This window comes from Nocardia sp. NPDC058499, assembly GCF_042719915.1.
Taxonomy (GTDB): domain Bacteria; phylum Actinomycetota; class Actinomycetes; order Mycobacteriales; family Mycobacteriaceae; genus Nocardia.
The window spans coordinates 436,262-460,764 of the sequence record NZ_JBHXMZ010000004.1 but is presented as its reverse complement, the minus strand read 5'-3'; the positions used below and the strand labels follow the sequence as shown (position 1 = coordinate 460,764).

The following is a 24,503-nucleotide window of genomic DNA, read 5'->3' as shown; positions in this document are numbered from 1 at the left end:
CGAATGCTGGATCATCGTGAGGACAGAGAGTTCTATCGTCGCGACCCGCACCTCGCGACTGCACTACGCCTGGATCGTCGCCGGCGTGAGTTTCGTGGCCATCCTGGGTGCCGCGGGATTCCGCGCGGTCCCCAGCGTTTTCATGAACCCGCTCCACACCGAATTCGGCTGGTCGCATGCGACCGTCGGCGCCGCCATCTCGGTGAACATGGTGCTGTTCGGTGTCACCGCGCCGTTCGCCGCCGCGCTCATGGACCGGTTCGGGGTTCGCCCGGTTCTCGCCGGAGCGCTCGTGCTGATCGCGACCGGAACCGGCCTGGGCCTGTTCATGACCGCCTCCTGGCAGCTGATCCTGCTGTGGGGCGTACTCGTCGGCCTCGGAACCGGCTCCCTCTCCATGGGTTTCGTCGCCACCGTCGCGACCCGCTGGTTCGTCGCCCGGCGCGGACTGGTCACCGGCGTGCTCACCGCGGCGAGCGCGACCGGCCAGCTCGTCTTCCTGCCCGTGGTCGCCGGCGTAACCGACCGATTCGGCTGGCGCTGGGCCTCACTCATCGTCACCTTCGCGGCCCTCGCGGTGATCCCGCTGGTGCTGCTGTTCATCCGCAACCGGCCCAGCGATATCGGGACCACGGCCTACGGCGGTTCCACGGACACCACCGGCGAAGCGCTACCCAACGGCACCTTCGGCGCAGCCGCGAGCGGACTGCTCCAAGGCATGCGCGTGCGCGCATTCTGGCTGCTCGCCGGAAGTTTCGCGATCTGCGGTATGACCACGAACGGCCTGATCGGCACCCATTTCGTTCCCGCGGCGCACGACCACGGTATGCCGACAACCGTCGCCGCCTCCCTGCTGGCAACGGTCGGCATCTTCGATGTCCTCGGAACGGTGTTCTCCGGCTGGCTCACCGACCGCGTGGACGCCCGCATCCTGCTGGTGATCTACTACCTCGGCCGCGGCGTATCCCTGCTCGCCCTCCCCGCGCTGCTCTCCCCCCACGCCGAACCCAGCATGTGGGTGTTCATCATCTTCTATGGCCTCGACTGGGTCACCACCGTCCCACCGACGATCGCCATCTGCCGCCGTTGGTTCGCCGATTCGACCCCGATCGTGTTCGGCTGGGTCTTCGCCGCCCACCAACTCGGCGCCGCGGTCGCCGCATTCGGTGCGGGCTACGTCCGCGACACCGACGGCTCCTACGACCTCGCCTTCCATGTGGCCGCCGGACTGTGCGTCGTGGCCGCGCTCATGTGCGCCGCCATCCGGCTGCCGGAGCGGAACTTCCCGGCGGCGAAGGCGCCGGGAGACGGCGAAGCACGCGTTCGGGAAGGTCGCGCTGCCACAGGTGGCGGCGCTACCGCACTCGACTGACCGGTACCGCCACAGCACCCCAGCCTGTTACAGGACCTGGGTCAACTGATCCATGCCATCAGGACGCCACAGACTTTCCACTCGCCGCCTTCTTCGACGAGGTCGTAGTGGACGGTTCTGATGGGTGTCGAGACGCCTTTCGCCTTCAGTTCGAGGGTGAAGGTCCCACGATCGCCGCCCGCCGGTACTTCGACTTCCGTGATCTCCAGCGTGGAGTATTCGGTCTCCGGTAGCGCGAGCGGCGGAGATCCCCCCTTTTCGGCCAGTTCGAGCGTCCTGACATCTGCTGCGCAGATAACAGCCTTGTCCACACCGTCGCTGTCCACGAATTGCTGAGCGGCAGCACGTGGGTCGCCGGAGTCGCCGCCGGTGCTGTTGCTGTCGGAGTCGCTGCTACCCGGTTTCCCGGAATCACTACTCCCAGGTGCCTCGGAGTCGATGCTGCCGGGCTCCGCCGCCTCCAGAATGCCGCAGACCTTCCAGTCACCGTCCTCTACGACGAGGTCGTACTCCACGGTCTGGCTGTGACTCTGCGTACCGACAGTCACGTCCGTCTTGACGGTGAAGGTCCCCTTATCGCTCCCCTCGGGTACATCGACATCGACCAGCTCACTCGTCGCGGCCGCACCGTCCGGCATTGTGATGGGTTCGGTAGGCCGGGCCGCGGACGCTCCGGCTTCCTCGATCTTCGCGAGATCCGACGCGCAGATCAGCTCCTTGTTCTCGCCGTCACCGTCCACGAATTGCTGGGCAACAGCGCGCGGATCCCCGGCCCCGTCGCCCCCGGACAGCAGGAAATACCCACCGACGCCGAGCCCGACGACCAGCACGACCACAACGAGCGTCACCATCACCACGGTCCCGCGGCTCTTGCCCGGCTGCGGTGGGTACGGCCCGCCGGGCTGCGGTGCGTACGGTCCCCCGGGCTGCGGCGGGTATGGTGGCGGCCCGTACCCGGGCTGCATCCCCTGCGGCGGATACTGCTGCGGCCCCGGCGGATACGGATTCTGTCCCGGCCCGTGCATACCAGGCTGCGGATGCCCACCGAACGGTTGCGCGGGTCCCCCGGGAGGCTGCGGCGGAAAGCCACCGGGCTGGTCACCGGCACCCGGATACTGCGGATTCGTCATCTATCTCGTCCTGCCTTCTTCGGACCCAGCCGCCGCCGCTCGAACCGTCTGGGCCCTGCCCGGTTACGCCGCCCGCCGTAAAACGGCGTATCCCACTGTCCGGCGCATCACCGACCGGACCTACTCGGCGAAGCCGGTTCCGGACAGGCACCGGAAGTACCAGGACGAACCGGACATTAGCCGCTCCCAACGGATTCTGTCGACCCGGCCGACTCCCGGCAACACCACCCGTGCACTACGGCAGGACGCCCTTCTTCACCGCTCCCGGTCGATCCGCCGAAGTCAGCGCAATCCGACACCATGGCGAGCGCCGCCGCGATCTCGAAGGCGTAATCGTCATCGAACGGTGGTACGTCGGATCCCTCCAACGCGAGCCGCAACGAACGGCCCGTAACCATCGCAGACGGCGTCACTGTCGCTCCTGTCCGACCATGTCCATCAGCAGTCCCGGCAGGTTGGTGAGGATGCCTGTCACGCCGATGTCGACAAGTCGCCGGAGATCGTTCTCCGGGGTGTCGGCGCTGATGTCACCGTAAAGGGTGTCTGCGCAGGTCCATACCGGCACACCGCGCGTGGTAACGCCGTCGATGAGCTGGGCGCCGGCATTGTGATCGGTAAGCAGCCAGACCGGCCAGAGACGGACGATCTCTGCGCCGGCGTCGATGAACGCCGCGATATCCGACGGGTCCGGCGGGAGGTCGGTTCGTCCGGGCACGAGGGCCAACGTGCGCAGGCGTGGATCCAGCTGTTTGAATTCGTGCAGGTCGGTGACCGTACGCGGGCCGAGGATCACCCGATGCGAGGCATCGAAATGATCGGTCAGCTCAACTATTGATTCCTTGGCTTCGACTGGGCAGTCTTTGATGTCGAGCAGTAGCTGTATCCGATGCCCTTGGACGGTCTCCAGCACTTCGCGGTAAGTCGGTACCCGTTCTGTACGGAAGGCCGAACCAGCGGAGGAACCGGCGTCGAGGGATCGGACCTCGGATAACATCAGGTCCGCGACTCGGCCGTGACCGTTGGTGGTCCGATCCACCGTATCGTCGTGCATCACGACGAGATGCCCGTCAGCTGTGACCCGGAGGTCGATCTCGATCGCATCGACACCGAGCCCGATCGCGCCACGAAAGGCAGCCAGTGTGTTCTCCGGGAACCCGGGCGCGAGCCCTCGGTGCGCGACAACGGTTACTCCGGTTGATGTAGCCACCCGCCGAGTCTGACACCTGCAGCACGGTTCTACCGAGAGCTGTGGCCCGAATGAGGCGAGCTGCCCAGCCGGTAGCTTGTCAGCCGGTCACCTCGGGCGGAATCGGATCGATCGGCCCGGGCGGTGCCTGTGGGAAGAGCTGGTACCGCACGTCGGCCCGGCCGGTGGGATTCGCATTGGGGTCGCCGGGGTTCAGCCACCGGAATGTGACGGTGATCTGCCCCGGAGCGTCACTACCGGCGACGGTGACGAATGCCTCGGGATCCTGGGTAGCTGTGCTCCCGTACTTGAAGTGGTCGAAGAGCAGGATATGTCTGGGCGAACTCCCGGTCGCTCCCTCCGGATCGACCTGCACCCAGTTCAAGGCGCAGCCGACGGACGAACCACTGCCCGTCACGTGCCAGGGCACATCCGGGAAAGCTTGTGGTAGCCGGCCGACGGCATCGTCGACCCGGTCGGCCGGAACAGCGGGGCACGATTCGGGTGTTGTGGGGTTCTCCGGCGTGGCGCCGATGGTGCCGGCGCCGACCGCCGTGGCGGCGAAGGCGAGTGACAGGGCAGCGGCAGCTCTACGTATCAAACCGAGCTCCTTCGTTCGACGTCGGATACCCGTGATATCGGCTGAGAAGTTCGAGTGTTATCGGGGCGCGCAGGCACCGGCTTTCGGTGAGCGCTCATACCTGCCTTGTTCCGTGAAACGAAAAACGGCGCCGCTCCTTTCGGAGCGACGCCGTATCCAGCGATTCAGCGAATCACTTCAGGATCTTCGTGACCCGACCGGCGCCGACGGTACGGCCACCTTCACGGATCGCGAAACGCAGACCCTCGTCCATGGCGACCGGCTGGATCAGCACGACCGACATTTCGGTGTTGTCGCCGGGCATAACCATTTCGGTGCCCTCGGGCAGGGTCACAACGCCCGTCACGTCCGTGGTACGGAAGTAGAACTGCGGACGGTAGTTGTTGAAGAACGGGGTGTGGCGTCCGCCCTCGTCCTTGGACAGGATGTAGGCCTGGCCCTCGAACTCGGTGTGCGGGGTGGTGGTGCCCGGCTTGATGACGACCTGGCCGCGCTCCACGTCCTCGCGCTTGATGCCACGGATCAGCAGACCCGCGTTGTCACCGGCCTGAGCGGTGTCCAGCATCTTGCGGAACATTTCGATACCGGTGATGGTGGTCTTGGTCTTCTCCGGCTTGATGCCGACGATCTCGACCTCTTCGTTGAGGTTGACCACACCGCGCTCCACACGACCGGTGACGACGGTGCCACGACCGGTGATGGTGAAGACGTCCTCGATCGGCATCAGGAACGGCTTGTCGGTCTCACGCACCGGGTCCGGGATGGACTCGTCGACAGCGCTCATCAGCTCGACGATGGACTCGGCCCACTTCTCGTCGCCCTCCAGCGCCTTCAGGCCGGAAACGCGCACGACGGGCGCGTCCTCGTCGAACTCCTGCGAGGCCAGCAGTTCGCGGACCTCCATCTCGACGAGCTCGAGGATTTCCTCGTCGTCGACCATGTCCGACTTGTTCAGCGCGACCAGGATGTAGGGCACGCCGACCTGACGGGCGAGCAGCACGTGCTCACGGGTCTGCGGCATCGGGCCGTCGGTGGCGGCGACCACGAGGATGGCGCCGTCCATCTGGGCCGCACCGGTGATCATGTTCTTGATGTAGTCGGCGTGACCGGGGGCGTCGACGTGCGCGTAGTGACGCTTCTCGGTCTGGTACTCGACATGCGAGATGTTGATCGTGATACCGCGGGCCTTCTCCTCAGGCGCCTTGTCGATCATGTCGAACGCAAAGCTCTCGTTGAGGTCCGGGTACTTGTCCGCCAGCACCTTGGTGATCGCTGCGGTCAGCGTGGTCTTGCCGTGGTCGACGTGACCGATGGTGCCGATGTTGACGTGCGGCTTTGTCCGCTCGAACTTCGCCTTCGCCACTGTGTGGTCCTCCTGGACTTGTTGGTGCTTGCAGTTGCAGCAGTGCGGGGGTCATCCCCACGTACGCGGGGAACTAACGGTTGTACAAACTCCCGGGAGATCCGGGGCGGGCGAGCTACCCGCCCCGGAGGGGTACTTACTCGCCGGTCGCCTTGGCGATGATCTCCTTCGACACGTTGGCCGGAACCTCCGCGTACGAATCGAACACCATGGAGTAGTTCGCCCGGCCCTGGGTCTTCGACCGCAGGTCACCGATGTAGCCGAACATCTCCGAGAGCGGAACCAGCGCCTTGACGACACGGGCACCACTGCGTTCCTCCATGGCCTGGATCTGGCCACGGCGGGAGTTCAGGTCGCCGATCACATCGCCCATGTAGTCCTCGGGCGTGGTGACCTCGACCGCCATCAGCGGTTCGAGGATCACCGGACCGGCCTTGCGGGCCGCTTCCTTGAGGGCCTGCGAGCCGGCGATCTTGAACGCCATCTCCGAGGAGTCGACGTCGTGGTATGCACCGTCGAGCAGGGTCACCTTCAGGTTGACCAGCGGGTAACCGGCGAGCACACCGTACTGCATGGCGTCCTGCGCACCCGCGTCGACCGAAGGAATGTATTCCCTCGGCACGCGGCCGCCGGTGACCTTGTTCTCGAATTCGTAGTGCGCACCGTCCTCGCCGACGAACGGCTCCAGGGCGATGATCACCTTCGCGAACTGACCCGAGCCACCCGTCTGCTTCTTGTGGGTGAATTCGAGCTTCTCGACCTTCTTGGTGATGGTCTCGCGGTAGGCGACCTGCGGCTTGCCGACGTTCGCCTCGACCTTGAATTCGCGCTTCATCCGGTCGACCAGGATGTCGAGGTGCAGCTCGCCCATACCGCCGATAACGGTCTGGCCGGTCTCGTCGTCCAGCTTCACCGTGAAGGTGGGATCCTCTTCGGCGAGCTTCTGGATCGCGGTGCCCAGCTTCTCCTGGTCGGACTTGGTCTTGGGCTCGATGGAGACCTCGATGACCGGGTCCGGGAAGGTCATGGACTCCAGGACGACCTGGTTGTTCGGATCGCACAGGGTGTCACCGGTGGTGGTGTCCTTCAGGCCGATGACCGCGTAGATATGGCCGGCGCTGACCGAGGGAACCGGGTTCTCCTTGTTGGAGTGCATCTGGAACAGCTTGCCCAGACGCTCCTTCTTGCCCTTGGTCGCGTTGATGACCTGGGCGCCGGAGTCGACCTTGCCCGAGTAGACGCGGACGTAGGTCAGCTTGCCGAAGAACGGGTGCACGGCGATCTTGAACGCCAGCGCGGCGAACGGCTCGTCGGCACTCGGCTTACGGGTGAGGACCTCGTCCTCCTTGTTGGGGGCATGCCCCTGTACCGACTCGACGTCCAGCGGCGAGGGCAGGTAGTCGATCACGGCGTCGAGCATGGGCTGCACGCCCTTGTTCTTGAACGCCGAACCGCACAGCACCGGGTAGAGCTCGGAGTTGACGGTCATCTTGCGGATGGCGCCCTTGATCTCGTCGATCGTGAGCTCTTCACCGCCGAAGAACTTCTCCAGCAGCTCCTCATCGGATTCCGCGACGGTCTCCAGCAGTTCCTGCCGGTACTGTTCGGCCTTCTCGACCAGATCCGCCGGGATGTCCTGGAGTTCGTACTTCTCGCCCAGCTTGGTTTCGCCGGTCCAGACCTTGGCCTTCATCTCGACCAGGTCGACGACACCCTCGAAGGTGTCCTCCGCACCGATCGGCAGCTGGATGACCAGCGGCTTGGCGCCGAGGCGGTCCTTGATGGTCTGCACGGTGAAGTAGAAATCCGCACCGAGCTTGTCCATCTTGTTGACGAAGCAGATCCGCGGCACGTCGTACTTGTCGGCCTGACGCCACACCTGCTCGGACTGCGGTTCCACGCCTTCCTTGCCGTCGAAGACGGCGACGGCGCCATCGAGCACGCGCAGGCTGCGCTCCACCTCGACGGTGAAGTCGACGTGCCCGGGGGTGTCGATGATGTTGATCTGGTTCTGGTTCCAGAAGCAGGTCACCGCCGCGGAGGTGATGGTGATACCGCGCTCCTGCTCCTGCTCCATCCAGTCGGTGGTCGACGCCCCGTCATGGGTTTCGCCGATCTTGTAGTTCACACCGGTGTAGAAGAGGATGCGTTCGGTAGTGGTGGTCTTGCCCGCATCGATGTGGGCCATGATGCCGATGTTGCGGACCTTGTTCAGGTCGGTGAGCACGTCCTGTGCCACGGAAATCTTCCCCGCTCGTAGCTAGTTGGGATTCTCGCCGACGACCTGTAGCGGCCGTCATCTGTTGTCAAAGCCGGAAGCCGAGCTTCCGTACGCCTCCCGAGCCCGCAGCGTGGGGCCGGACAGACATCACCAGCGGTAGTGCGCGAAGGCCCGGTTGGACTCGGCCATCTTGTGGGTGTCCTCGCGACGTTTCACGGAGGCTCCCAGACCATTGCTGGCATCGAGCAGTTCGTTGGCCAGGCGCTCGACCATGGTCTTCTCACGGCGGGCCCGGGAGAAGTTCACCAGCCAGCGCAGGGCCAGGGTGTTGGCGCGGCCGGGGCGAACCTCGACCGGCACCTGGTAGGTGGCGCCACCGACGCGGCGGGGCTTGACCTCGAGCGACGGCTTGACGTTGTCCAGCGCGCGCTTCAGGGTGACAACCGGATCGGTGCCCGTCTTCTCGCGCGCCTGTTCCATCGCGCCGTAGACGATGCGCTCGGCGGTGGACTTCTTACCGTCGAGCAGGATCTTGTTGACCAGCTGCGTGACCAGGGGCGACCCGTAGACCGGATCGTTGATCAGCGGACGCTTGGGAGCGGGGCCCTTGCGCGGCATATCAGCTCTTCTCCTTCTTGGCGCCGTAACGGCTGCGGGCCTGCTTACGGTTCTTCACACCCTGGGTGTCCAGCGAACCGCGAATGATCTTGTAGCGCACACCGGGAAGGTCCTTCACACGACCGCCGCGGACGAGCACCATCGAGTGCTCCTGCAGGTTGTGGCCTTCGCCGGGGATGTAGGCCGTGACCTCGACCGCGCTGGTCAGGCGAACACGCGCGACCTTGCGGAGCGCGGAGTTCGGCTTCTTCGGGGTGGTGGTGTACACGCGGGTGCACACGCCACGACGCTGCGGGCTCCCCTTGAGGGCCGCGGTCTTGGTCTTCGCGACCTTGTCGCGACGACCCTTGCGGACCAGCTGGTTGATGGTTGGCATAGACCGGCTTTCCTTTAATCGGTTCTGGCGGTGTCAGGTCTGTTCATCGAGCTTTCACCCGCACGTCCAACCACGTTTCTCGCGTCCCGAGGTCGGGCGTGTCGCGCACAGTTCAGGGCCCGAATTACAGGCACGCTGGAATCGTCAGCCGCTCTCGCTGGCCTACGTCTGCGCTCGAACTTGCCCGTATCCTTCCGGGCACAGCCGTCCACTGTACTCGGACGCAGATGACACGGTCAAAACAGGGTGCGAACTGTACTCCTCATCGGGCGATGTTGAGGGTGAGTTCGAGGAGTTTCTTCGCGGCGGCGCAGGGGTCGCCGGTGACGCCCGGCGACGAATTCACCCACCAGCCGATAACTCCCGAGTCGGCCGCACTGGCCGTCATACCGCAGGAGTTGGGATCGTTCGGCCGGCGGATCTCCAGGGCGATCGTGCCCTGCACCGTGGTCTTCGTACTGGTGTAGCCGAGTTTGTCGTTGGTCGCCTGCTCATTGCGCAACGATCCGTTCTCGTACCAGTTCAGCGTGAGCATCCCGGAGCCGCCGCCGATATCCCACATACACACCGCACCGAAGAACGAATCCCGGATGTAGGTGTTACCGCCGAGCGCGTCGATGATCTGCTGGTCGGTGACCACATCGCATTCGCGGAGCAGTTTGTCGATCTGTGCGGTATCGACGGTTTCGCCACCGCCGACCGGTAGGGCCGTACCGTCCACCGTGCTACCGCAGCCGGCGCCGAAGACGGCGGCCACGAGTATCGCCGCCGACGCGGCCAGCGTGCGGACCCGGCCACGGCCGGCTCGTTCACGGAAGGTCATCGTCTCACTCCAGCCGCTCGATGGTCAGTTCGGCGAGCGCGCGGCTGCGATCACACGGATTGCCACCGATATCGCTGAAGCTGCCCAGCGCGGTCGACCATTCGAAGAAATCGTCGTCGAGCTGCACCGCCAGATCGCAGATACGGCTATCGGTGTCCAGCGCCGCGAAACCGGGTCGTCCGCCGACGGTGATCGGCTCCGGTGGCCGGCCGTGCGTGGTGACCCAGGCCTTTTCCCGCTCCAGCGGACTGCCTCGATACGACGCGAATGTTATCGACGCACCGCTCAGTCCACCGGACTGCCAGTTACAGCCGACCGCGTTCTTGAACGACTGCGTGATCTGGCCGAGCCCCCCGATATCGCGGACCTCGTCGTCGGTGACGTGTCCGCATTCCCCCACGAACGGACCCAGCGCGGCCACCTTGGGAGCGGGCCCCCGCGGACCGTCGGCTTCTTCGGAGCCGGCGCCGGAACCGCACCCCGTCAGAGCAAACGCCGCGGTCAATCCGAGGACTATCGCCGACCTGATCCGCATGGTGTGAACAATACCGACGAAACCGCGGTCCCGAAGGCGGCGCAGGTCGCCCGTGGATCCTGCGCCGCCTCTTGCCTGCTCAGCGCAGCGTGACCACGACCTTGCCAGTGGCAGCACGGTTTTCCAGCGAGCCCACGGCCTGCGCCGCCTGCTCCAGCGGGAACAGCACCGGCTGCGGGGGCGCGATCTTGCCTGCCTCGAACAGCGGTCCCACCTCGGCCCACTGCTCGGTCAGGTAGCCGGGATGCGACAGCATCCATTCGCCCCAGCCGGCGCCGACGACCTCGACGTTCTTGAGCAGCAGGCGATTCACTTTGACCGTGGGGATATCGCCGCCGGTGAAGCCCACCACCAGCAGCCGGCCGCCGCGCGCCAGCGAGCGGATGCTGTCGGTGAAGCGGTCGCCGCCCACCGGGTCGAGGACGATATCGACACCGCGGTTGCCGGTGAGTTCTTTGACCCGATCGAGCCAGCCGTCGGTGAGCACCACATCGGTGGCGCCCTGGGCGCGCGCGATTTCGGCTTTCGCCTCGGTGCTGACCACCGCGATCACCCGTCCGGCGCCCAGCGCGGCCGCCATCCGCAGTGTCGAGGTACCGATCCCGCCGGCGGCTCCGTGCACGAGCACGGTTTCACCTTCGGCGAGCCGGCCGCGGTTACGCAGGCAGAAGTGCACGGTCATATCGTTGAACAGAATTCCGGCGCCCTCCTCGAAGGAGATGTTGTCCGGGAGCTTGAAAACCATCTCGGCGGCGGTGGTGGTCACCTCGGCCATGGCGTTTCCGAGCATGGTCAGGGCGCAGACCCGGTCGCCCGGTTTCACTTGCGCACCTTCCGGGGCTTCGCGGACCACGCCCGCGACCTCACCGCCGACGACGAACGGCATCTCGGGCTTCATCTGATACAGCCCGCGGGTCATCAGCACGTCCGGGAACGCGACCCCGGCCGCGTGCACGTCGATGACGACGCCGCCGGGCAGCGGTTCCGGTTCCGGTATGTCGACGATCTCGATCGCTTCGGGCCCCTCGAGTTTGCTGACCTGAGCTGCGCGCATATGCCGACCCTTTCGTTCGTTCACCCGGCGCCATGAGACGCACATGATGATATGTACCAATCCACCGATCAACCCCAAACTATCGGTCACAACAGCGGGAAGTCCATAGCAGTTGGTTCGGGGCCCGTCTCGGATCTGGACTGACGGAGCGGGGGAGCGAAGCGGAGGAGCGGAGGAGGGAAGATTCGAGACCCCCGGGGGCCCCGAACCCGCGACGCCGCAGGCGGCGCCATAGACACAGCACCGTAAAGTCTTGCTCAGGAACCAGCAGAAGTACCGCGGCGCGACCCGCCGCGCGAGGAGCGCAAGTGTCACTCGATCAGCCACTCGCCCCGCTTCCCCAGGAGGGCATGGGGTTCGTTTCGGCGTGGCCGGTGCGAGCCGGTGACGTGGACCCGTACAACCGCGTGCGTCTCGACGGTATCGCCCGCTACCTCCAGGACATCGCCTGGGAACACCTCCAGCAATCCATCCTGGAGCAGACCGACCCCAACTGGATAATCCGGCGCACGGTGATCGATGTGATCCGGCCGGTCCGGTGGCCCGATACCGTGCATCTGCTGCGCTGGTGTTCGAGTATGTCCACCCGCTGGTCGAATATGCGGGTGCGGGTAACCAGCGACCGCGGTGGCCTGATCGAGACCGAGGGTTTCTGGATCAAGATCAACGAGGCCAACAATATGCCGGCCCGGATCAGTGATGCGGGGTTGGCGTATCTGGCGCAGACCACCAATGAACAGCGGCTGCGCTGGCGGCCCTGGCTCACCGAACCCGCTCCCGCGGAATCCGATACCGATCTGCCGTTCCCGCTGCGCGCCACCGATATCGACCAGTACAACCACGTGAACAACGCCTGCTATTGGCAGGCGGTCGAGCAATACCTCGTGGACTATCCGAAACTGGCCAGCGGGCCGCACCGAGCGGTGATCGAATACGTCGCTCCGGTACTGGCCCGCCAGCACATCAGCGTCCGCAGCCGGTACGAACCCGGCGACCGCCACGCCCGCCCCACCCTGCGTCTGTGGTTCGTGGTCGACGGAATAACCACCACCATCGTCCGCATCGCGGGGCTGTAATTTTGGCGCCGACTCCGTCGGCGCGGGGTTTTGGCCCCCCTTTGCGTGGTCGTTCAGCACTCGATGCTCGCGGCTGCGCCGCATTGCATCGAGTGCTGAACGACCACGCGGGCCAAAACCTTGCAGGGCCTCGTTGGACTCGGCGCCGCCGCTGGTTGCGTCGGGGTCCGCGGGGTGGGACTTCGACAGTCTCGTGGAAAATCGGACGACCGGGGGCGATGGCCGTTGCCTCAGGGTGCGTACGTTAGCCGCACTGGGTCGATTTTCCAGTGCCTCGGCGTAGGGCGGCCGGGGCTCACCGGACACGGTGACCAGCCCCGAACACACAGGCCTGCGACCGGGCCCCGAGGGGCGGCGAACAGGTTGTGCGCGGACCCCGGATACGGCGAGTACCGGGGCCCGCGGCACGGCGCTCAGGAATCACTCGATCCACTGGCCGGTCACACCGGATTCACTCGCTGCCTTTGGCGGCCTGGAGGAGGTCGGTGTGGGTGGTGAACTTGACCCGGGGGCGGCCCGCTTCCTTCCCGGCACCGCGTTCGGCCTGATCGATGGCCTTCCAACCGACGCGATCCACCATATCCGGCTGACGTTGCTGCACCAGGGCGCGCAGGGCGTCGCGGTCGCCGGTGGGCGCGGCCAGTTTGCCGGACATGAAGTCCGCGATGAGGACCTCGACCGTTTCCTCGGAGTCGATGCGGTTCGAACCGATGACGCCGCGGGGACCGCGCTTGATCCAGCCGCTGACGTACACGCCGCTCAGCGGGGTGCCGTCGGGGCCGGTCACCCGGCCGTGCTCGTTGGGCACCACGGCACGCTTCTCGTCGAACGGCAGGTCCGGCACGGGTTCACCGCGGTAGCCGATCGAGCGCAGCACGAGGGAGGCGTCATAGCTGCCGGTCCTGTCGGTGGCGCGGGCATTGAGCACACCGTCCACGTCGACCAGCTCGTTGTGCGCGTACTCGAGCCCTTCCACATGGTCGGTTCCGAGTACGGCGGTGGGCGAGGCCAGGTATTTGAACACGATCCGCTTGTTGCCCTCGGTGGGCGGCTTCCCGGCATATTCCTCGGCCAGCGTGTACTTCAACCGCAGCGACGGCTCGACGTCGGGATCGTCGAGCACCGCCTGCGAGGCGGGGTCGAGTTTCAGATCGGCCGGATCGATGACCACATCGACCCCGGACAGGTGCGCGAGCGCCAGGAATTCCGGCGAGGTGTAGGCGGCCTGCAACGGTCCGCGCCGGCCCAGCACCACCACTTCGCGGATATTGCTGGTGCGCAGCGCGGCGAGGGCGTGGTCGGCGATATCGGTCTTGGCGAGTTCGTCGGGGTGCACGGTGAGCACGCGCGCCACATCGAGCGCGACATTGCCGTTTCCGACGATGATCGCCCGTTCCCCGGACAGGTCGAAGGTGCGGTCGGCGTAGTCGGGGTGGCCGTTGTACCAGGCCACGAATTCGGTGGCCGAATGGCTGCCGGGCAGCTCCTCACCCGGGACACCCATCCGCCGATCGGAGGAGGCACCCACCGCGTAGAGAACGGCGTGATGGTGGGCCAGCAGTTCCTCGTGACTGATGTGCTCGCCGACCTCGACGTTCAGGTAGTACTGCAGGGTGTCGCGGCGGAACGCCGATTCGAACATCCCGGCCACCGTCTTGGTACCGGGATGGTCCGGGGCCACCCCGGCGCGGACCAGACCCCACGGCGTAGGCAGGCGGTCGAACATCTCCACCTGGACATCGCAGCGGCGGAGCAGTTCGTCGGCGGCATAAGCGGCCGCCGGGCCGGCACCGACGATCGCGACCCGCAACGTCCCGAGTTCCTTGGGCGGACGCACGGGCGTGGCGATCGGATCCAGATTGGATTCCAGGGGGTGCCGCTCGAACCAGGCGGCATTGATATCCCGGTAGCGGGCCAGCGACGCGGTGAGATCGTCCTCGGAGAAGATGGCCTCCACCGGGCACGCGTCGACACAGGCGCCGCAGTCGATGCAGGTGTCGGGGTCGATGTAGAGCATTTCGGTCGTGGCGAATTCCGGCTGGTCCGGAGTCGGGCGGATGCAGTCGACCGGGCACTCGGAAACGCAGCTGGCATCGTTACAACAACGCTGCGTGATTACGTAGGCCATATTTGTGCAGATCCTCGAGACTTATGTGCGGGCTGGTGCCTTCCGGGTCACGGTGGGCAGGGCGGGACAATCGGTGCGGACCGGGATCACCGGCCCACCTCCATTGTGACGCCGCTTTCAGTTTGCCTCGAGTGTGTTGGCCCTCTCCGCACGGAGGGTGCTTACGGTGGTCGCATGACCCGGACTCTGATCTTGATGCGGCACGGGAAGTCGGCGTACCCGCCCGGAATCGACGACCACGAACGCCCGCTCGCACCGCGCGGCCGACGCGAAGCCGCATTGGCCGGGGACTGGCTTCGCGCCAGTCAGCCACCCATTTCGGCGGTCCGCTGCTCGACCGCGACCCGTACCCGGGAAACCCTCACCGCGACCGCGATCACCGCGCCGGTGGAATTCGATGCCGGGATCTACGGGGCAGAAACCGACCAGCTGATCGAACTCGTCCAGCTGACCGATCCGGCACTGTCCACTCTACTGGTGATCGGGCATGCACCGGGTATGCCGTGGACCGCGTGGGATCTGGCGGCCGACCACGATACCGACGACGCACTGCGGATCAGCCGTAAATTTCCCACCTCGGCCCTGGCCGTACTGCGCTTCGACCTGCCCTGGGACCGGATAGCGCCGGGTACGGGCGATCTGGCCGCCTTCCATATCCCCCGCTGAGCCATCGCGGCTGCTCAGCGCAGGAGTTTGCCGCCGAAGACGGCCCCGGCGCCCAGCAGCACCAGCAGCAGGAATGCCGCCCAGCCGCCGATCAGCCACCAGACCAGTCCGAATACCACCACGACCGGCGCCACCGCAATGGCGGTGATCACCGGGCTCTCTTTGACCGTGGCCCAGGCTGAACGCGCCCGGACCCGGTCGATTTCCTTAGCCATAATCCCAGGTTACGTGCACGGAACCGGAGGTGCTGGCAGCCGCGGAATTCGGTTCCGTCCGGCTCGTGCCACGGTTCAGTGGGCTGAGTACGCTGGCCCTCGGGGTCCGTCGGCGGCCGCGCCGCCGGGAGCCGGTAGTCGCAGACCGAGAGGAAGTGCGGTAATGACCGGAACAACCGAGGAGAGCACGGTCGTCCGCAACGCGGACAAAGACCGCTATGAGGTGTTCTACGGCGGCGGTCTCGCCGGTTTCGCCGAGTACACCGATCGCGGCACGGAAACCGTTTTCACCCATACCGAGGTCGATTCGGCATTCGAAGGCAAGGGGCTCGGCAGCAAACTGGCCGCGTTCGCGATCCGCGATACCGTCGACCGCGGGCACCGGATCCGTCCCGAATGCCCGTTCATCCGAAGCTATCTGGAGCGCCATCCCGAGTATGCCGCGCATGTGGTCGGCGTAGACGGTGAGTGATCTCGACCCGCATCCCGCCGAAACGCTGTGCGTGCCGGCGAGCGGCCCGGGTCCGGTGACGGAGCTCTATCCGGCCCGGGAAGTGCCGCTGGGCGGGGTGCGTGGCACATATGTCGAACGCACCCTCCCGCAGCGCGATCTGCCGACCGTCGGGGCCTGGTGCTTCCTCGACTATTTCGGCGCGCCGACGGTGACCACCACGGATCTGCCGCCGGATATCGACCCGCATCCGCATATCGGCCTGCAGACGGTCACCTGGCCGCTGGAGGGCAGGATCCGGCATCGCGATTCGGTGCATTCGGATGTGCTGATCGAACCGGGCCAGCTGAACCTGATGACCTCCGGCCGCGGGATCGCCCATTCGGAGTACACCGTGCCGGATGCCCCGGCCGGACGCGGACTGCAACTGTGGATCGCACTGCCCGACGCGCACCGCGATATCGCACCGCATTTCGAACAGCACCGCGATCTGCCGGTGCACGACGTTCCGGGTCTGCGCGCGACCGTACTGCTGGGAACGCTGGCCGGGGTCACCTCGCCGGCGATGATCTACACGCCGCTGGTCGGCGCGGATATCGAGATCGATCCCGCCACTACGACCCCGCTGCAGACGAACCCGGCGTACGAACACGCGGTCCTAGTGGTCGAGGGCGAAGTGACCGCGGCCGGTGTCGAGATGGCCCCGGGCCCGCTGCTGTACCTGGGCACCGGCCGTGCCGATCTGGAGTTGTCCAGCGCCGGCGGTGGCCGGTTCGCGCTGATCGGCGGCGAGCCGCTGGCCGAGGAACTGGTGATGTGGTGGAATTTCGTCGCCCGCGAGCATACGGAGATCGCCGCGGCACGCACCGACTGGGAGCAGCGCAATACCGCCCGTTTCGGTGATATCGCCGGTCATCCGCCCGAGCAGCGGATCCCCGCACCGCCGCTACCCGGTGGGCAGTTGAAACCCCGCGGCCGCCGCCCACGCGGCTGAAAATCTCTTCGCGCCGCTTGCCTGGAGTCCACTCCAGGTGGCTAGCGTTATCGCTGTTCGACGAGAGGACGCGGCTCGCCCCACGGAAAGGGCTGTGGCGCACTATTTTTCCGGACGAAGGTGAATTCCGTGAGTCTTTCCGCACCGACCGGCAGCGAGCCCGGCGGGGATATCCCCCGGCATACGATCGGCGCCGCCGCCCGGCACTGCGGGCTGAGCCAGGACACCCTGCGCTGGTACGAGCGCATCGGCCTGCTCTCCCATATCGGTCGCGACCACACCGGTAGACGCCGGTTCAGCGATCGTGACCTGGAATGGCTCACGCTGATCACCCGGCTGCGCACCACCGGTATGTCGGTCGCGGACATGATCCGCTACGCGCAGCTGGTCCGGGCCGGGGAGAACACCATCCCGGAACGGCTCGCCATGTTCCGCGCCACCCGCGCCGAGGCTCTCGACCGTATCGCCGAACTCCAGCAGACCGTGGCGGTCCTGGATTACAAGATCGCGCTCTACGAGGAGCACACCGCCTCCACCCCCGCCCGGTCCCCCGACAACGCCGCATCGTGAAGGGATTTCCACGAATGACCACCACCGCAACACTGCCGAGCACCCCGATGGGCCCCGAAGGGATCCGGGTCGGTATCCAGGGCCTGGGCTGTATGGGTATGAGCGAGTTCTACGGCCCCACCGACCGCGCCGAAGCCCGCGCGACCCTGGACCGGGCGCTCGAACTCGGCATCACCCTGTTCGATACCGCCGATATCTACGGTTCCGGCGACAACGAAGAATTCATCGGCGATTTCGTCCGCGCCAACCGGGAACAGGTCGTACTGGCCACCAAGTTCGCCATCACCCGTAAACCGGACGACCTGCACTACCGCGGCATCGACAACTCACCGGAATACATCCGCGCCGCCGTGGACGCCAGCCTGCGCCGGCTGGGGATCGACACCATCGACCTCTACTACATGCACCGGCGCGATCCCGAAGTACCCATCGAGGAGACCGTCGGCGTGATGGCCGAACTCGTCCAGCAGGGCAAAGTACGCGCGCTCGGGCTTTCCGAAGTCACCGGGGAAGAACTGCGCGCCGCCCACGCGGTCCACCCGATCACCGCGGTGCAATCGGAATGGTCACTGTTCTCCCGGGATGTCGAACGTACCGCGGTACCCGCGGCAGCCGAGCTCGGCGTCACCTTCGTTCCGTACTCACCGCTCGGCCGGGGATTCCTCACCGGATCCTTCGCACAAGCCGGCGAACTGAACGACACCGACTTCCGGCGGCATATGCCACGTTTCACCGGTACCAACGCGACGCACAACGCGGGCCTGCTGGCACCCGTATACGAGATCGCCGAGGAACGGGAACTCACGCCCGCACAGGTCGCCCTGGCCTGGGTGCATTCCCGGGCCCAAGAGCATGGGCTACCGATCGTGCCGATTCCGGGCACCCGCCGCCGGACCCGGCTGACAGAGAATGCCGCAGCGGCCACGGTCGCGCTGACCGCCGCCGAACTGACCCGGCTGGAACCGATCGCCGGACAGGTCGCCGGACCGCGCTATGCGGATATGTCCTTCACCTCGGCGGGCCGCGAGTAGGACACTGTCGCGGGACGCCCAGAAGGCGCCGTCTCCGAGCCATCCAAGCGTTGGGTACCGATAACGCGCAGCAGTTCCAGCTTCTCCGCGGCATCGGTACCCGGCCGCGGCCGGTAGATCAGTAGTCGCTGGGTGGCGCTGGTGGTGAGCAGGGTTTCACAGTCGAAGGCGATTTCCCCGAGTTCCGGATGCACGATGCTTTTCACATCGGAAAGCCGCACGCTCACCAGATGCTCGTTCCAGAGCTTTTCGAATTCGGCGCTGGCCGCACGCAGCGCGCCCACGTAATCCAGCACATCGGGGTCTTTCGCGCGGCGCGCCGCGGTGGCGCGCAGATCGGCCACCTGCCGGCGCGATATCCGGTCCACGTCGTCGGGCGGGCAGAATTCGCGGGCCGCCGGATCGGTGAACCACCGCCAGGCGAAGAAACGGTGCCGGCCGGGCAAGGCCGTCTGGTCACCGATCAGCAGGGTGTGCATCCGGTTCTGCACCAGGGTTTCGCCGAGATCGGTGATCACGGCTGCCGGTGTGTCGTCCAGTTTCGCCAGGACGTGCATCATTCCCGGTCCCACGTGTTTGTCCGGGCCGCTGCCACCGGGCGGAGAGTGATCGCACAGAAAGTAGACGTGGTCGCGTTCGTCACTGGTGTAGCGCAAGGCCCGGGTGAGCGCGGCCAGGACCTGCGTGGACGGCCGCGGACCGCGCGCCTGCTCCAGCCGGGTGTAATAGTCGGTGGAGATCCCGGCGAGCAACGCCACCTCGTCGCGCCGCAACCCCGGCGTCCGCCGGCGCGAACCGGGCGGTAGCCCGACCTCCGCGGGCGTCAGCTGTTCGCGACGCCGGCGAAGGAAGTCGGCGAGTTCGCTGCGTTCCATACCTCCACTGTCGCGCACCGCGGCGCCCGCAGCCAGGGATCGCCGCTCCCCCGATAAAGCGTCTCTGCCGAGAGTGCAAACGGGACACCACAGTGGAACCCATGACGAACACACAGATGCGGACCTCACGGCTGGGCCGTACCGGCCCCACGGTCGGCCGGATCGGATTCGGCGCCATGGGCCTGTCGGGCGTGTACGGGCCCGCCGACGAAGCGGAATCGGTGGCGGCCATCCACGCCGCCCTGGATTCCGACGCCGGGCTCATCGATACCGGCGATTTCTACGGGAGCGGTCACAACGAGATGCTGGTCGGGCGGGCGATCGCCGACCGGCCGCGCGAAGAAGTCACCCTCAGCGTGAAATTCGGTGCACTGATGGGCCCGGGATTCAGCTGGCAGGGTATGGACACCCGGCCGGCGGCGGTGAAGAACTTCCTGAGCTACAGCCTGCGCCGGCTCGGCGTGGACCATATCGATATCTACCGCCCGGCACGGCTGGATCCCGCGGTGCCGATCGAGGACACCATCGGTGCCATCGCCGAGATGATCGACGCCGGTTACGTCCGGCATATCGGACTGTCCGAGGTGGGCGCCGAAACCTTGCGCCGGGCCGCCGCCGTCCACCCGATCGCCGACCTGCAGATCGAGTATTCGCTGTTCTCCCGCGGTATCGAGGCCGAAATCGTGCCCACCTGCCGCGAACTCGGGATCGGGATCACGGCCTACGGTGTGCTCAGCCGCGGCCTGCTCAGCGATGCGCTGCGCGGCCGGGACGGTGCCGCCCTCTCGGATTCCCGGGCCGGCATACCGCGCTTCCAGGGCGAGAACCTCGACGCCAACCTGAAACTCGTCGACACACTGGCGGGCCTGGCCCAGGAGCGAGGTGTCACCACCGCGCAACTCGCCATCGCCTGGGTACTCGGCCGCGGCGACGATATCGTCCCCCTGATAGGCACGCGCAGCGCGCGGCGGTGGGCGGAGTCGATCGGTGCCGCGGCGATATCGCTGACCCCGGCCGAACAGGCCACGATCGCCGAGGCCGTACCGGCCGCCGCGGTGGTCGGCAGCCGCTACCCGGAGCCGCTGATGGGGACGCTGGACAGCGAGCGATGAGCCGCTGACTCCGGCCCGGACGGTGAACCAGCGGCCGGCGTGCCACGCGTCCTCGGCTCCGGTGCCGAGGACGCAGGCGCCCGCTGGTTACTTCGCCAGGAGGGCGTCCAGGGCCCGGTAGCTGGCGTTGAGCCCTTCGGCCATACCCGATTGCAGCATCCCGTCCCGCTCCTGCGGGGTGTGGAATTGGCTGACGGTGACCACCCGCGTACGCCCGTCGCCGAGATCCTCGAACGTCGCCGCGTCGATGGTGATATGCGCGGGCATACCGTCCCATTCGAAGGACTGCACGATCCGCTCCTGGGGCACGATCTCCCGGAACCGGCCCTCGAATCCGTGGGACTCGCCGTCGGCGCGTTCGACGAATCGCCAGTGCCCACCCACCCGGAACTCCCAGCGCTCGATATCGAGCTGATTACCGCGTCCCCACCACTGGGCCAACTGTTCGATCCGGCTGTAGGCGGCCCACACTCGTTCGCGCGAGGCGTTGAAAACCCGTTCGACCCGGATCTCACGGTCCGCGGGGGTGGTGACGACGGCTTCTTCGGTGGCAGTGCTCATTGTTCGTGCTCCGTTCGTTGCAGGAATTCGCCGAGACGGTCCATACGCGCTTCCAGCATCTGCCGGTAGCCCTGCATCCAGGCCACCTCCCGTTCGAATACATCGGGACCGATCCGGCAGTACCGGACCCGCCCCTTTTTCTCGGTGACCACCATCCCCGCATCCTCGAGCAACCGGATGTGCTTCTTGATACCGGTGAGGGTCATCGAGAAGTCGTCGGCCAGTTCGCTGACGGTGGCGGGGCCGCGGCCGAGGCGCTCGAGAATGCCCCGTCTGGTGGGATCCGCGAGCGCCCCGAAGGAGGCGTCCAAAAACTCATACTGAACCATCTAGTTCAGTATTAGCGCCCGGCGCAGCTGTGTCAACAAGACGCCGCGAAAAAGATTTGTAGCCCCCGACCGTCACCAGCGATAGTCGAGGAACTTGCCGTCGAAGGTGATGACGACACGGTCACCATCCGGATCCGGCCGGCGCGCGAAGTCGACCTTGAAGTTGATCGCACTCATGATCCCGTCCCCGAACTCCTCGTGGATCAACTCCTTGAGCGCGGGACCGTATACGGAGATCGCCTCGACGAATCGGTAGATCGTCGGGTCGCTCATCAGCGCCGGGTCCGCGCCGCGGGCGGGTTGCCGGCTCAGACTCTCCGCCACCGCATCGTCCAATCCCAGCAGATCGCATACTTGGCGCGCCTGCTCCGCCGTCATCGGATGCTGTCCGAGCAACGCGGCCGTCGTCCAGACCAGCGGAGCGCCGAGTGCCTCGGCGATGGCAACCCAGGTCAGCCCGCGCCGAATACGTGCCGCGACAACGAGTTCAGCGGCTGCGCTCTTGCTCATGATCGGATCCATAAAGACCTCCTGATATCGGAATCACCGGAAATATCGAAAGCCTGCCACCGCCGGGCATATCCGACCGCACGGGTATCACACTGTTTACCTCACCGATACATTCGCTTCCGGAAAATCTCGACAACACAGATACGCCAAGGGAAATGGCGGCCATGAGCACCCGGTTACACGGGTGCGTCCGGCTCGATACGACCCGGAAATCCGGACATCGCACACTTCGTCCACGAGCACTACAAGCGAAGGACGTGTCATGTCGTACCTCAAACCGGCGGAATTCGTCGGCGCAATGATCGACGCCGGTGAATCGAAAGCATTCATGTCCACGCGCGATACGGTGATCCGGGCCTTCATGGCGGGTGCGATTCTGGCGCTCGCCGCCGCGTTCGCGGTCACCATCACGGTGCAGACGGGCAATGCGCTCCTCGGCGCGGTCCTGTTCCCGGTCGGCTTCTGCCTGCTCTACCTGCTGGGTTTCGATCTGCTGACCGGCGTATTCACGCTCGTCCCGCTGGCCTGGCTGGACAAGCGGCCCGGGGTGAACTGGCGTGCGGTACTACGCAACTGGGCCCTCGTCTTCGTCGGCAATTTCGCCGGCGCATTCACCGTCGCCGTCATGATGGCGATCATCGTGACCATGGGTTTTTCGATGGATCCGAACGAGGTCGGGCAGCGGCTCGGCGAAATCGGCGAATCCCGCACCGTCGGTTACGCCGACCACGGCGCGTCCGGCATGCTCACCCTTTTCATCCGCGGCGTACTGTGCAATTGGATGGTTTCGACCGGCGTCGTCGCGGCAATGATGTCGACCTCGGTATCCGGCAAAGTGATCGCCATGTGGATGCCGATCATGCTGTTCTTCTATATGGGATTCGAGCATTCGATCGTCAATATGTTTCTGTTCCCCTCCGGCCTCCTGCTGGGCGGCGATTTCTCGGTCGGCGACTACCTGATGTGGAACGAAATCCCCACGGTGATCGGTAATCTGGTGGGCGGCCTGGCTTTCGTCGGCCTGACGCTCTACGCAACCCACGCCCGCACCGCCACCCCCCGGCCTCGCCCGGCGACCGAATCGGTCCCAGAAGCCGATGAGGCGCCGGCGGAGAGCGCCGCCCGGGCCTGACTCGGACCTCGCCCCGCTCCGGGTGCGGAGCGGGGCGAGCTGACCGTCGTGACCGGTCAGGCCAGGAATACAACCGCGAGGGCCGCCGCGGCGGCACCGAAAACCACCACGTTCCGGATCCTCTGCAGAGTCCAGGTCCACACCGGGAAGCCCGCCTCGGCCGCGGTCAACAGCGCCGCGACATCGACTCGCATCAGCTCTGGATCGTTCTTGCGGCGGAAAGCCGCGCGCACCGAGTCCACCGCAGTGAGGTTGCTGTAGACGATGACCGCATTGCCGAGCAGCACCAGAGCGAATACGCCCGTGTTCAGCGGCGCCGACCACGACACTCCGGCGAGGTTCAGGCCGGCGACGGTGAGCAGTACGGCGGCGATGCCGATCGGCGCGGCCGATTCGTGCCCGCTGGCGTCGAAGCGCATACCGTTTTCACGCAACGCCGTGGTGCGCACACCTTGGCGTGCCAGTTCGTTCTGCGCGCAGGCCATGGCCGTCGCACCGTACCGGTGCCGGACCAACGGCATGCTGACGAACGCTGCGGCGACGGCCGCGGCCAGTGTGGCGATGAGGACGTTCATGGCCGGTTCCCTTCCAGCGGCGCAAGCGGCGCCGACTTGAACTAAGTAAAAGTAACGTATCGCGCCACTTGAACTAAGTGCAATAGATCTCTTGAACTTTGTGCAAGAAGGGTCGACAGCCCGTTAGAGTCGTTTTATGCCCCGCGATACCCTCACCCGCGAACAGATCGTCGGCACCGCCATCCAACTCCTCGACGAGGAAGGCCTCGACGGACTCAATATGCGGAGCCTGGGCAAACGACTCGATGCCGCTCCCACCGCGATGTACTGGCACGTCCAGAACAAGGACAACCTGGTCCGCCTCGCCGCCGACGAGGTCTGGGCCGAAATAACCCTGCCTGACCTCGACACCATGGGCTGGCGCACGGCAGCGGAAGCCATGGCCATCGGCATGTACGAGATGATGAACCGGCATCCTTGGCTGGTACAGGCACAGGCGTCGTATCTGCTGTACGGCGACAACAAGTCCCGCCACGACGACCATGCCCTCGCCGTCTACGACAACGCCGGCTTCGCGCCCGCCGAAGCCGACCGCGCCGCGGCCACGGTCTTCATGTTCGTCCTCGGCAATGCCGTGGGCGCGGCGGCGAATATCTCGCTGCGTCGGCGCCTTTCCGCCAAAGGCGCCGATCCGGACGCGCAACTCACCGAAGCCCTCGACTCCGCCACCGAGGTCGCCCGCCGTTTCCCCCGCCTACGTGCCCGCATCGAATCCGCCGCCGGTACCGGGTACAACGAAAGCCCCGACAGCAGTTACGCATTCGGACTGAATGCCCTCTTCGATGGGCTACAGCGGTACACGACCGCCGAGTAAACCGCATAGTCCCCGCCCCCACGCCCGCTAAGCGTGCAAGTGAAACCCGGCAACGGTCCTGTACTCGCTTCTGCGACAACTGAGTACCACAGGGGCCGGATCCGCACCGGATTCACCGGCAAGCGCCGCAACCGGCTGTGGCCGGCCTCCGCTCCGGCCGGTCGGCACGAACGCAATCGGCCCCG

General features: G+C 66.0%; 27 protein-coding genes. 10 read left to right on the top strand and 17 right to left on the bottom strand.

Annotated features, from left to right (window positions below; translation table 11 throughout):
• Positions 1-16: 16 nt before the first annotated feature.
• Positions 17-1,372, top strand: coding sequence for an MFS transporter (locus ACFWPH_RS15840; RefSeq protein WP_378751516.1), 1,356 nt, complete (start codon positions 17-19; stop codon positions 1,370-1,372).
• 41 nt (positions 1,373-1,413) lie between these two features.
• Here the strand turns inward: ACFWPH_RS15840 and ACFWPH_RS15835 are convergent, their stop codons facing one another.
• The 10 genes from ACFWPH_RS15835 to ACFWPH_RS15790 all read right to left on the bottom strand — a co-directional run bounded on the left by ACFWPH_RS15835 (position 1,414) and on the right by ACFWPH_RS15790 (position 11,279).
• A complete protein-coding gene (locus ACFWPH_RS15835; protein WP_378751514.1) occupies positions 1,414-2,502 on the bottom strand; it encodes a hypothetical protein in 1,089 nt (362 codons plus the stop codon).
• Positions 2,503-2,911: 409 nt separating this feature from the next.
• Entirely contained in the window at positions 2,912-3,709 is a 798-nt protein-coding gene (locus ACFWPH_RS15830) for a glycerophosphodiester phosphodiesterase (protein WP_378751512.1), read from the bottom strand.
• A gap of 79 nt (positions 3,710-3,788) precedes the next feature.
• A complete protein-coding gene (locus ACFWPH_RS15825; RefSeq protein WP_378751510.1) occupies positions 3,789-4,289 on the bottom strand; it encodes an LppP/LprE family lipoprotein in 501 nt (166 codons plus the stop codon).
• Between the two features lie 172 nt (positions 4,290-4,461).
• Complete coding sequence (gene tuf / locus ACFWPH_RS15820; RefSeq protein ID WP_378751508.1) at positions 4,462-5,652, bottom strand: elongation factor Tu; 1,191 nt, start codon at positions 5,650-5,652, stop codon at positions 4,462-4,464.
• A gap of 136 nt (positions 5,653-5,788) precedes the next feature.
• Positions 5,789-7,891: an elongation factor G gene (gene fusA, locus ACFWPH_RS15815; RefSeq protein WP_378751506.1), complete on the bottom strand. Its 2,103-nt coding sequence runs from the start codon at positions 7,889-7,891 to the stop codon at positions 5,789-5,791.
• A gap of 129 nt (positions 7,892-8,020) precedes the next feature.
• Positions 8,021-8,491: a 30S ribosomal protein S7 gene (gene rpsG, locus ACFWPH_RS15810; RefSeq protein ID WP_062978101.1), complete on the bottom strand. Its 471-nt coding sequence runs from the start codon at positions 8,489-8,491 to the stop codon at positions 8,021-8,023.
• A gap of 1 nt (position 8,492) precedes the next feature.
• Complete coding sequence (rpsL, locus tag ACFWPH_RS15805; protein WP_014353064.1) at positions 8,493-8,867, bottom strand: 30S ribosomal protein S12; 375 nt, start codon at positions 8,865-8,867, stop codon at positions 8,493-8,495.
• A 262-nt stretch (positions 8,868-9,129) separates the two neighbouring features.
• Positions 9,130-9,690: a DUF3558 domain-containing protein gene (locus ACFWPH_RS15800; protein WP_378751504.1), complete on the bottom strand. Its 561-nt coding sequence runs from the start codon at positions 9,688-9,690 to the stop codon at positions 9,130-9,132.
• 4 nt (positions 9,691-9,694) lie between these two features.
• Positions 9,695-10,225 carry a DUF3558 domain-containing protein gene (locus ACFWPH_RS15795; protein WP_378751502.1) on the bottom strand — a complete coding sequence of 177 codons (531 nt, stop codon included), beginning with the start codon at positions 10,223-10,225 and terminating at the stop codon, positions 9,695-9,697.
• A 79-nt stretch (positions 10,226-10,304) separates the two neighbouring features.
• Complete coding sequence (locus ACFWPH_RS15790) at positions 10,305-11,279, bottom strand: NADPH:quinone oxidoreductase family protein (RefSeq protein WP_378751500.1); 975 nt, start codon at positions 11,277-11,279, stop codon at positions 10,305-10,307.
• Positions 11,280-11,587: 308 nt separating this feature from the next.
• On the opposite strand from ACFWPH_RS15790, the gene ACFWPH_RS15785 reads away from it, so the two are divergent.
• Entirely contained in the window at positions 11,588-12,355 is a 768-nt protein-coding gene (locus ACFWPH_RS15785; protein ID WP_378751498.1) for an acyl-[acyl-carrier-protein] thioesterase, read from the top strand.
• A gap of 451 nt (positions 12,356-12,806) precedes the next feature.
• Here ACFWPH_RS15785 and ACFWPH_RS15780 read toward each other — a convergent pair whose 3' ends face one another.
• Complete coding sequence (locus ACFWPH_RS15780; RefSeq protein ID WP_378751496.1) at positions 12,807-14,483, bottom strand: 4Fe-4S binding protein; 1,677 nt, start codon at positions 14,481-14,483, stop codon at positions 12,807-12,809.
• Between the two features lie 174 nt (positions 14,484-14,657).
• On the opposite strand from ACFWPH_RS15780, the gene ACFWPH_RS15775 reads away from it, so the two are divergent.
• Entirely contained in the window at positions 14,658-15,149 is a 492-nt protein-coding gene (locus tag ACFWPH_RS15775) for a SixA phosphatase family protein (RefSeq protein WP_378751494.1), read from the top strand.
• Between the two features lie 14 nt (positions 15,150-15,163).
• Here ACFWPH_RS15775 and ACFWPH_RS15770 read toward each other — a convergent pair whose 3' ends face one another.
• Positions 15,164-15,364 carry a hypothetical protein gene (locus ACFWPH_RS15770; RefSeq protein WP_378751492.1) on the bottom strand — a complete coding sequence of 67 codons (201 nt, stop codon included), beginning with the start codon at positions 15,362-15,364 and terminating at the stop codon, positions 15,164-15,166.
• Between the two features lie 163 nt (positions 15,365-15,527).
• On the opposite strand from ACFWPH_RS15770, the gene ACFWPH_RS15765 reads away from it, so the two are divergent.
• The 4 genes from ACFWPH_RS15765 (at position 15,528) to ACFWPH_RS15750 (ending at position 18,410) form a co-directional block, all read left to right on the top strand.
• Positions 15,528-15,836 (top strand): GNAT family N-acetyltransferase, encoded by a 309-nt coding sequence (locus tag ACFWPH_RS15765; protein ID WP_280414296.1) that lies wholly within the window; start codon positions 15,528-15,530, stop codon positions 15,834-15,836.
• The gene (locus ACFWPH_RS15760) at positions 15,829-16,809 is read left to right on the top strand and encodes a pirin family protein (protein WP_378751490.1); all 981 of its coding nucleotides are present in this window, start codon (positions 15,829-15,831) and stop codon (positions 16,807-16,809) included. Before ACFWPH_RS15765 ends, ACFWPH_RS15760 begins: the two co-directional genes overlap by 8 nt.
• A gap of 129 nt (positions 16,810-16,938) precedes the next feature.
• Positions 16,939-17,379 (top strand): MerR family transcriptional regulator, encoded by a 441-nt coding sequence (locus ACFWPH_RS15755; RefSeq protein ID WP_378751487.1) that lies wholly within the window; start codon positions 16,939-16,941, stop codon positions 17,377-17,379.
• 14 nt (positions 17,380-17,393) lie between these two features.
• Complete coding sequence (locus ACFWPH_RS15750) at positions 17,394-18,410, top strand: aldo/keto reductase (RefSeq protein WP_378751485.1); 1,017 nt, start codon at positions 17,394-17,396, stop codon at positions 18,408-18,410.
• On the opposite strand, the gene ACFWPH_RS15745 is transcribed toward ACFWPH_RS15750, so the two are convergent.
• Positions 18,371-19,285, bottom strand: a complete 915-nt coding sequence (locus tag ACFWPH_RS15745; RefSeq protein WP_378751483.1) for a helix-turn-helix transcriptional regulator — start codon at positions 19,283-19,285, stop codon at positions 18,371-18,373. The genes ACFWPH_RS15750 and ACFWPH_RS15745 overlap by 40 nt on opposite strands.
• Positions 19,286-19,386: 101 nt before the next feature.
• Between ACFWPH_RS15745 and ACFWPH_RS15740 the strand changes: the two genes are divergently transcribed.
• Positions 19,387-20,397, top strand: coding sequence for an aldo/keto reductase (locus ACFWPH_RS15740; RefSeq protein WP_378751481.1), 1,011 nt, complete (start codon positions 19,387-19,389; stop codon positions 20,395-20,397).
• An 87-nt stretch (positions 20,398-20,484) separates the two neighbouring features.
• Here ACFWPH_RS15740 and ACFWPH_RS15735 read toward each other — a convergent pair whose 3' ends face one another.
• The 3 genes from ACFWPH_RS15735 to cynS form a co-directional block, all read right to left on the bottom strand.
• On the bottom strand, positions 20,485-20,958 hold the full coding sequence (locus ACFWPH_RS15735; RefSeq protein WP_280414291.1) for an SRPBCC family protein: 474 nt from the start codon (positions 20,956-20,958) through the stop codon (positions 20,485-20,487).
• Positions 20,955-21,287: an ArsR/SmtB family transcription factor gene (locus ACFWPH_RS15730; protein WP_378751479.1), complete on the bottom strand. Its 333-nt coding sequence runs from the start codon at positions 21,285-21,287 to the stop codon at positions 20,955-20,957. The genes ACFWPH_RS15735 and ACFWPH_RS15730 overlap by 4 nt, the downstream gene beginning before the upstream one ends.
• Before the next feature lie 72 nt (positions 21,288-21,359).
• Positions 21,360-21,809 (bottom strand): cyanase, encoded by a 450-nt coding sequence (gene cynS / locus ACFWPH_RS15725; RefSeq protein ID WP_378751477.1) that lies wholly within the window; start codon positions 21,807-21,809, stop codon positions 21,360-21,362.
• A 250-nt stretch (positions 21,810-22,059) separates the two neighbouring features.
• On the opposite strand from cynS, the gene ACFWPH_RS15720 reads away from it, so the two are divergent.
• Positions 22,060-22,929: a formate/nitrite transporter family protein gene (locus tag ACFWPH_RS15720; protein WP_378751474.1), complete on the top strand. Its 870-nt coding sequence runs from the start codon at positions 22,060-22,062 to the stop codon at positions 22,927-22,929.
• 56 nt (positions 22,930-22,985) lie between these two features.
• On the opposite strand, the gene ACFWPH_RS15715 is transcribed toward ACFWPH_RS15720, so the two are convergent.
• The gene (locus ACFWPH_RS15715) at positions 22,986-23,504 is read right to left on the bottom strand and encodes a hypothetical protein (protein ID WP_378751472.1); all 519 of its coding nucleotides are present in this window, start codon (positions 23,502-23,504) and stop codon (positions 22,986-22,988) included.
• Positions 23,505-23,640: 136 nt separating this feature from the next.
• Here ACFWPH_RS15715 and ACFWPH_RS15710 point away from each other — a divergent pair, with 136 nt between their 5' ends.
• On the top strand, positions 23,641-24,318 hold the full coding sequence (locus ACFWPH_RS15710; RefSeq protein ID WP_378751470.1) for a TetR/AcrR family transcriptional regulator: 678 nt from the start codon (positions 23,641-23,643) through the stop codon (positions 24,316-24,318).
• Positions 24,319-24,503: the final 185 nt, after the last annotated feature.

Coding starts and splice junctions, on each gene's coding strand:
- ACFWPH_RS15795 (WP_378751502.1), bottom strand. CDS start 10,225: ATGCGGATCAGGTCGGCGATAGTCCTCGGATTGACCGCGGCGTTTGCT.
- ACFWPH_RS15740 (WP_378751481.1), top strand. CDS start 19,387: ATGACGAACACACAGATGCGGACCTCACGGCTGGGCCGTACCGGCCCC.
- ACFWPH_RS15750 (WP_378751485.1), top strand. CDS start 17,394: ATGACCACCACCGCAACACTGCCGAGCACCCCGATGGGCCCCGAAGGG.
- rpsL (WP_014353064.1), bottom strand. CDS start 8,867: ATGCCAACCATCAACCAGCTGGTCCGCAAGGGTCGTCGCGACAAGGTC.
- ACFWPH_RS15775 (WP_378751494.1), top strand. CDS start 14,658: ATGACCCGGACTCTGATCTTGATGCGGCACGGGAAGTCGGCGTACCCG.
- ACFWPH_RS15770 (WP_378751492.1), bottom strand. CDS start 15,364: ATGGCTAAGGAAATCGACCGGGTCCGGGCGCGTTCAGCCTGGGCCACG.
- ACFWPH_RS15800 (WP_378751504.1), bottom strand. CDS start 9,690: ATGACCTTCCGTGAACGAGCCGGCCGTGGCCGGGTCCGCACGCTGGCC.
- ACFWPH_RS15715 (WP_378751472.1), bottom strand. CDS start 23,504: ATGAACGTCCTCATCGCCACACTGGCCGCGGCCGTCGCCGCAGCGTTC.
- ACFWPH_RS15835 (WP_378751514.1), bottom strand. CDS start 2,502: ATGACGAATCCGCAGTATCCGGGTGCCGGTGACCAGCCCGGTGGCTTT.
- ACFWPH_RS15710 (WP_378751470.1), top strand. CDS start 23,641: ATGCCCCGCGATACCCTCACCCGCGAACAGATCGTCGGCACCGCCATC.
- ACFWPH_RS15735 (WP_280414291.1), bottom strand. CDS start 20,958: ATGAGCACTGCCACCGAAGAAGCCGTCGTCACCACCCCCGCGGACCGT.
- rpsG (WP_062978101.1), bottom strand. CDS start 8,491: ATGCCGCGCAAGGGCCCCGCTCCCAAGCGTCCGCTGATCAACGATCCG.
- ACFWPH_RS15790 (WP_378751500.1), bottom strand. CDS start 11,279: ATGCGCGCAGCTCAGGTCAGCAAACTCGAGGGGCCCGAAGCGATCGAG.
- ACFWPH_RS15745 (WP_378751483.1), bottom strand. CDS start 19,285: ATGGAACGCAGCGAACTCGCCGACTTCCTTCGCCGGCGTCGCGAACAG.
- cynS (WP_378751477.1), bottom strand. CDS start 21,809: ATGGATCCGATCATGAGCAAGAGCGCAGCCGCTGAACTCGTTGTCGCG.
- ACFWPH_RS15780 (WP_378751496.1), bottom strand. CDS start 14,483: ATGGCCTACGTAATCACGCAGCGTTGTTGTAACGATGCCAGCTGCGTT.
- ACFWPH_RS15720 (WP_378751474.1), top strand. CDS start 22,060: ATGTCGTACCTCAAACCGGCGGAATTCGTCGGCGCAATGATCGACGCC.
- ACFWPH_RS15730 (WP_378751479.1), bottom strand. CDS start 21,287: ATGGTTCAGTATGAGTTTTTGGACGCCTCCTTCGGGGCGCTCGCGGAT.
- ACFWPH_RS15765 (WP_280414296.1), top strand. CDS start 15,528: ATGACCGGAACAACCGAGGAGAGCACGGTCGTCCGCAACGCGGACAAA.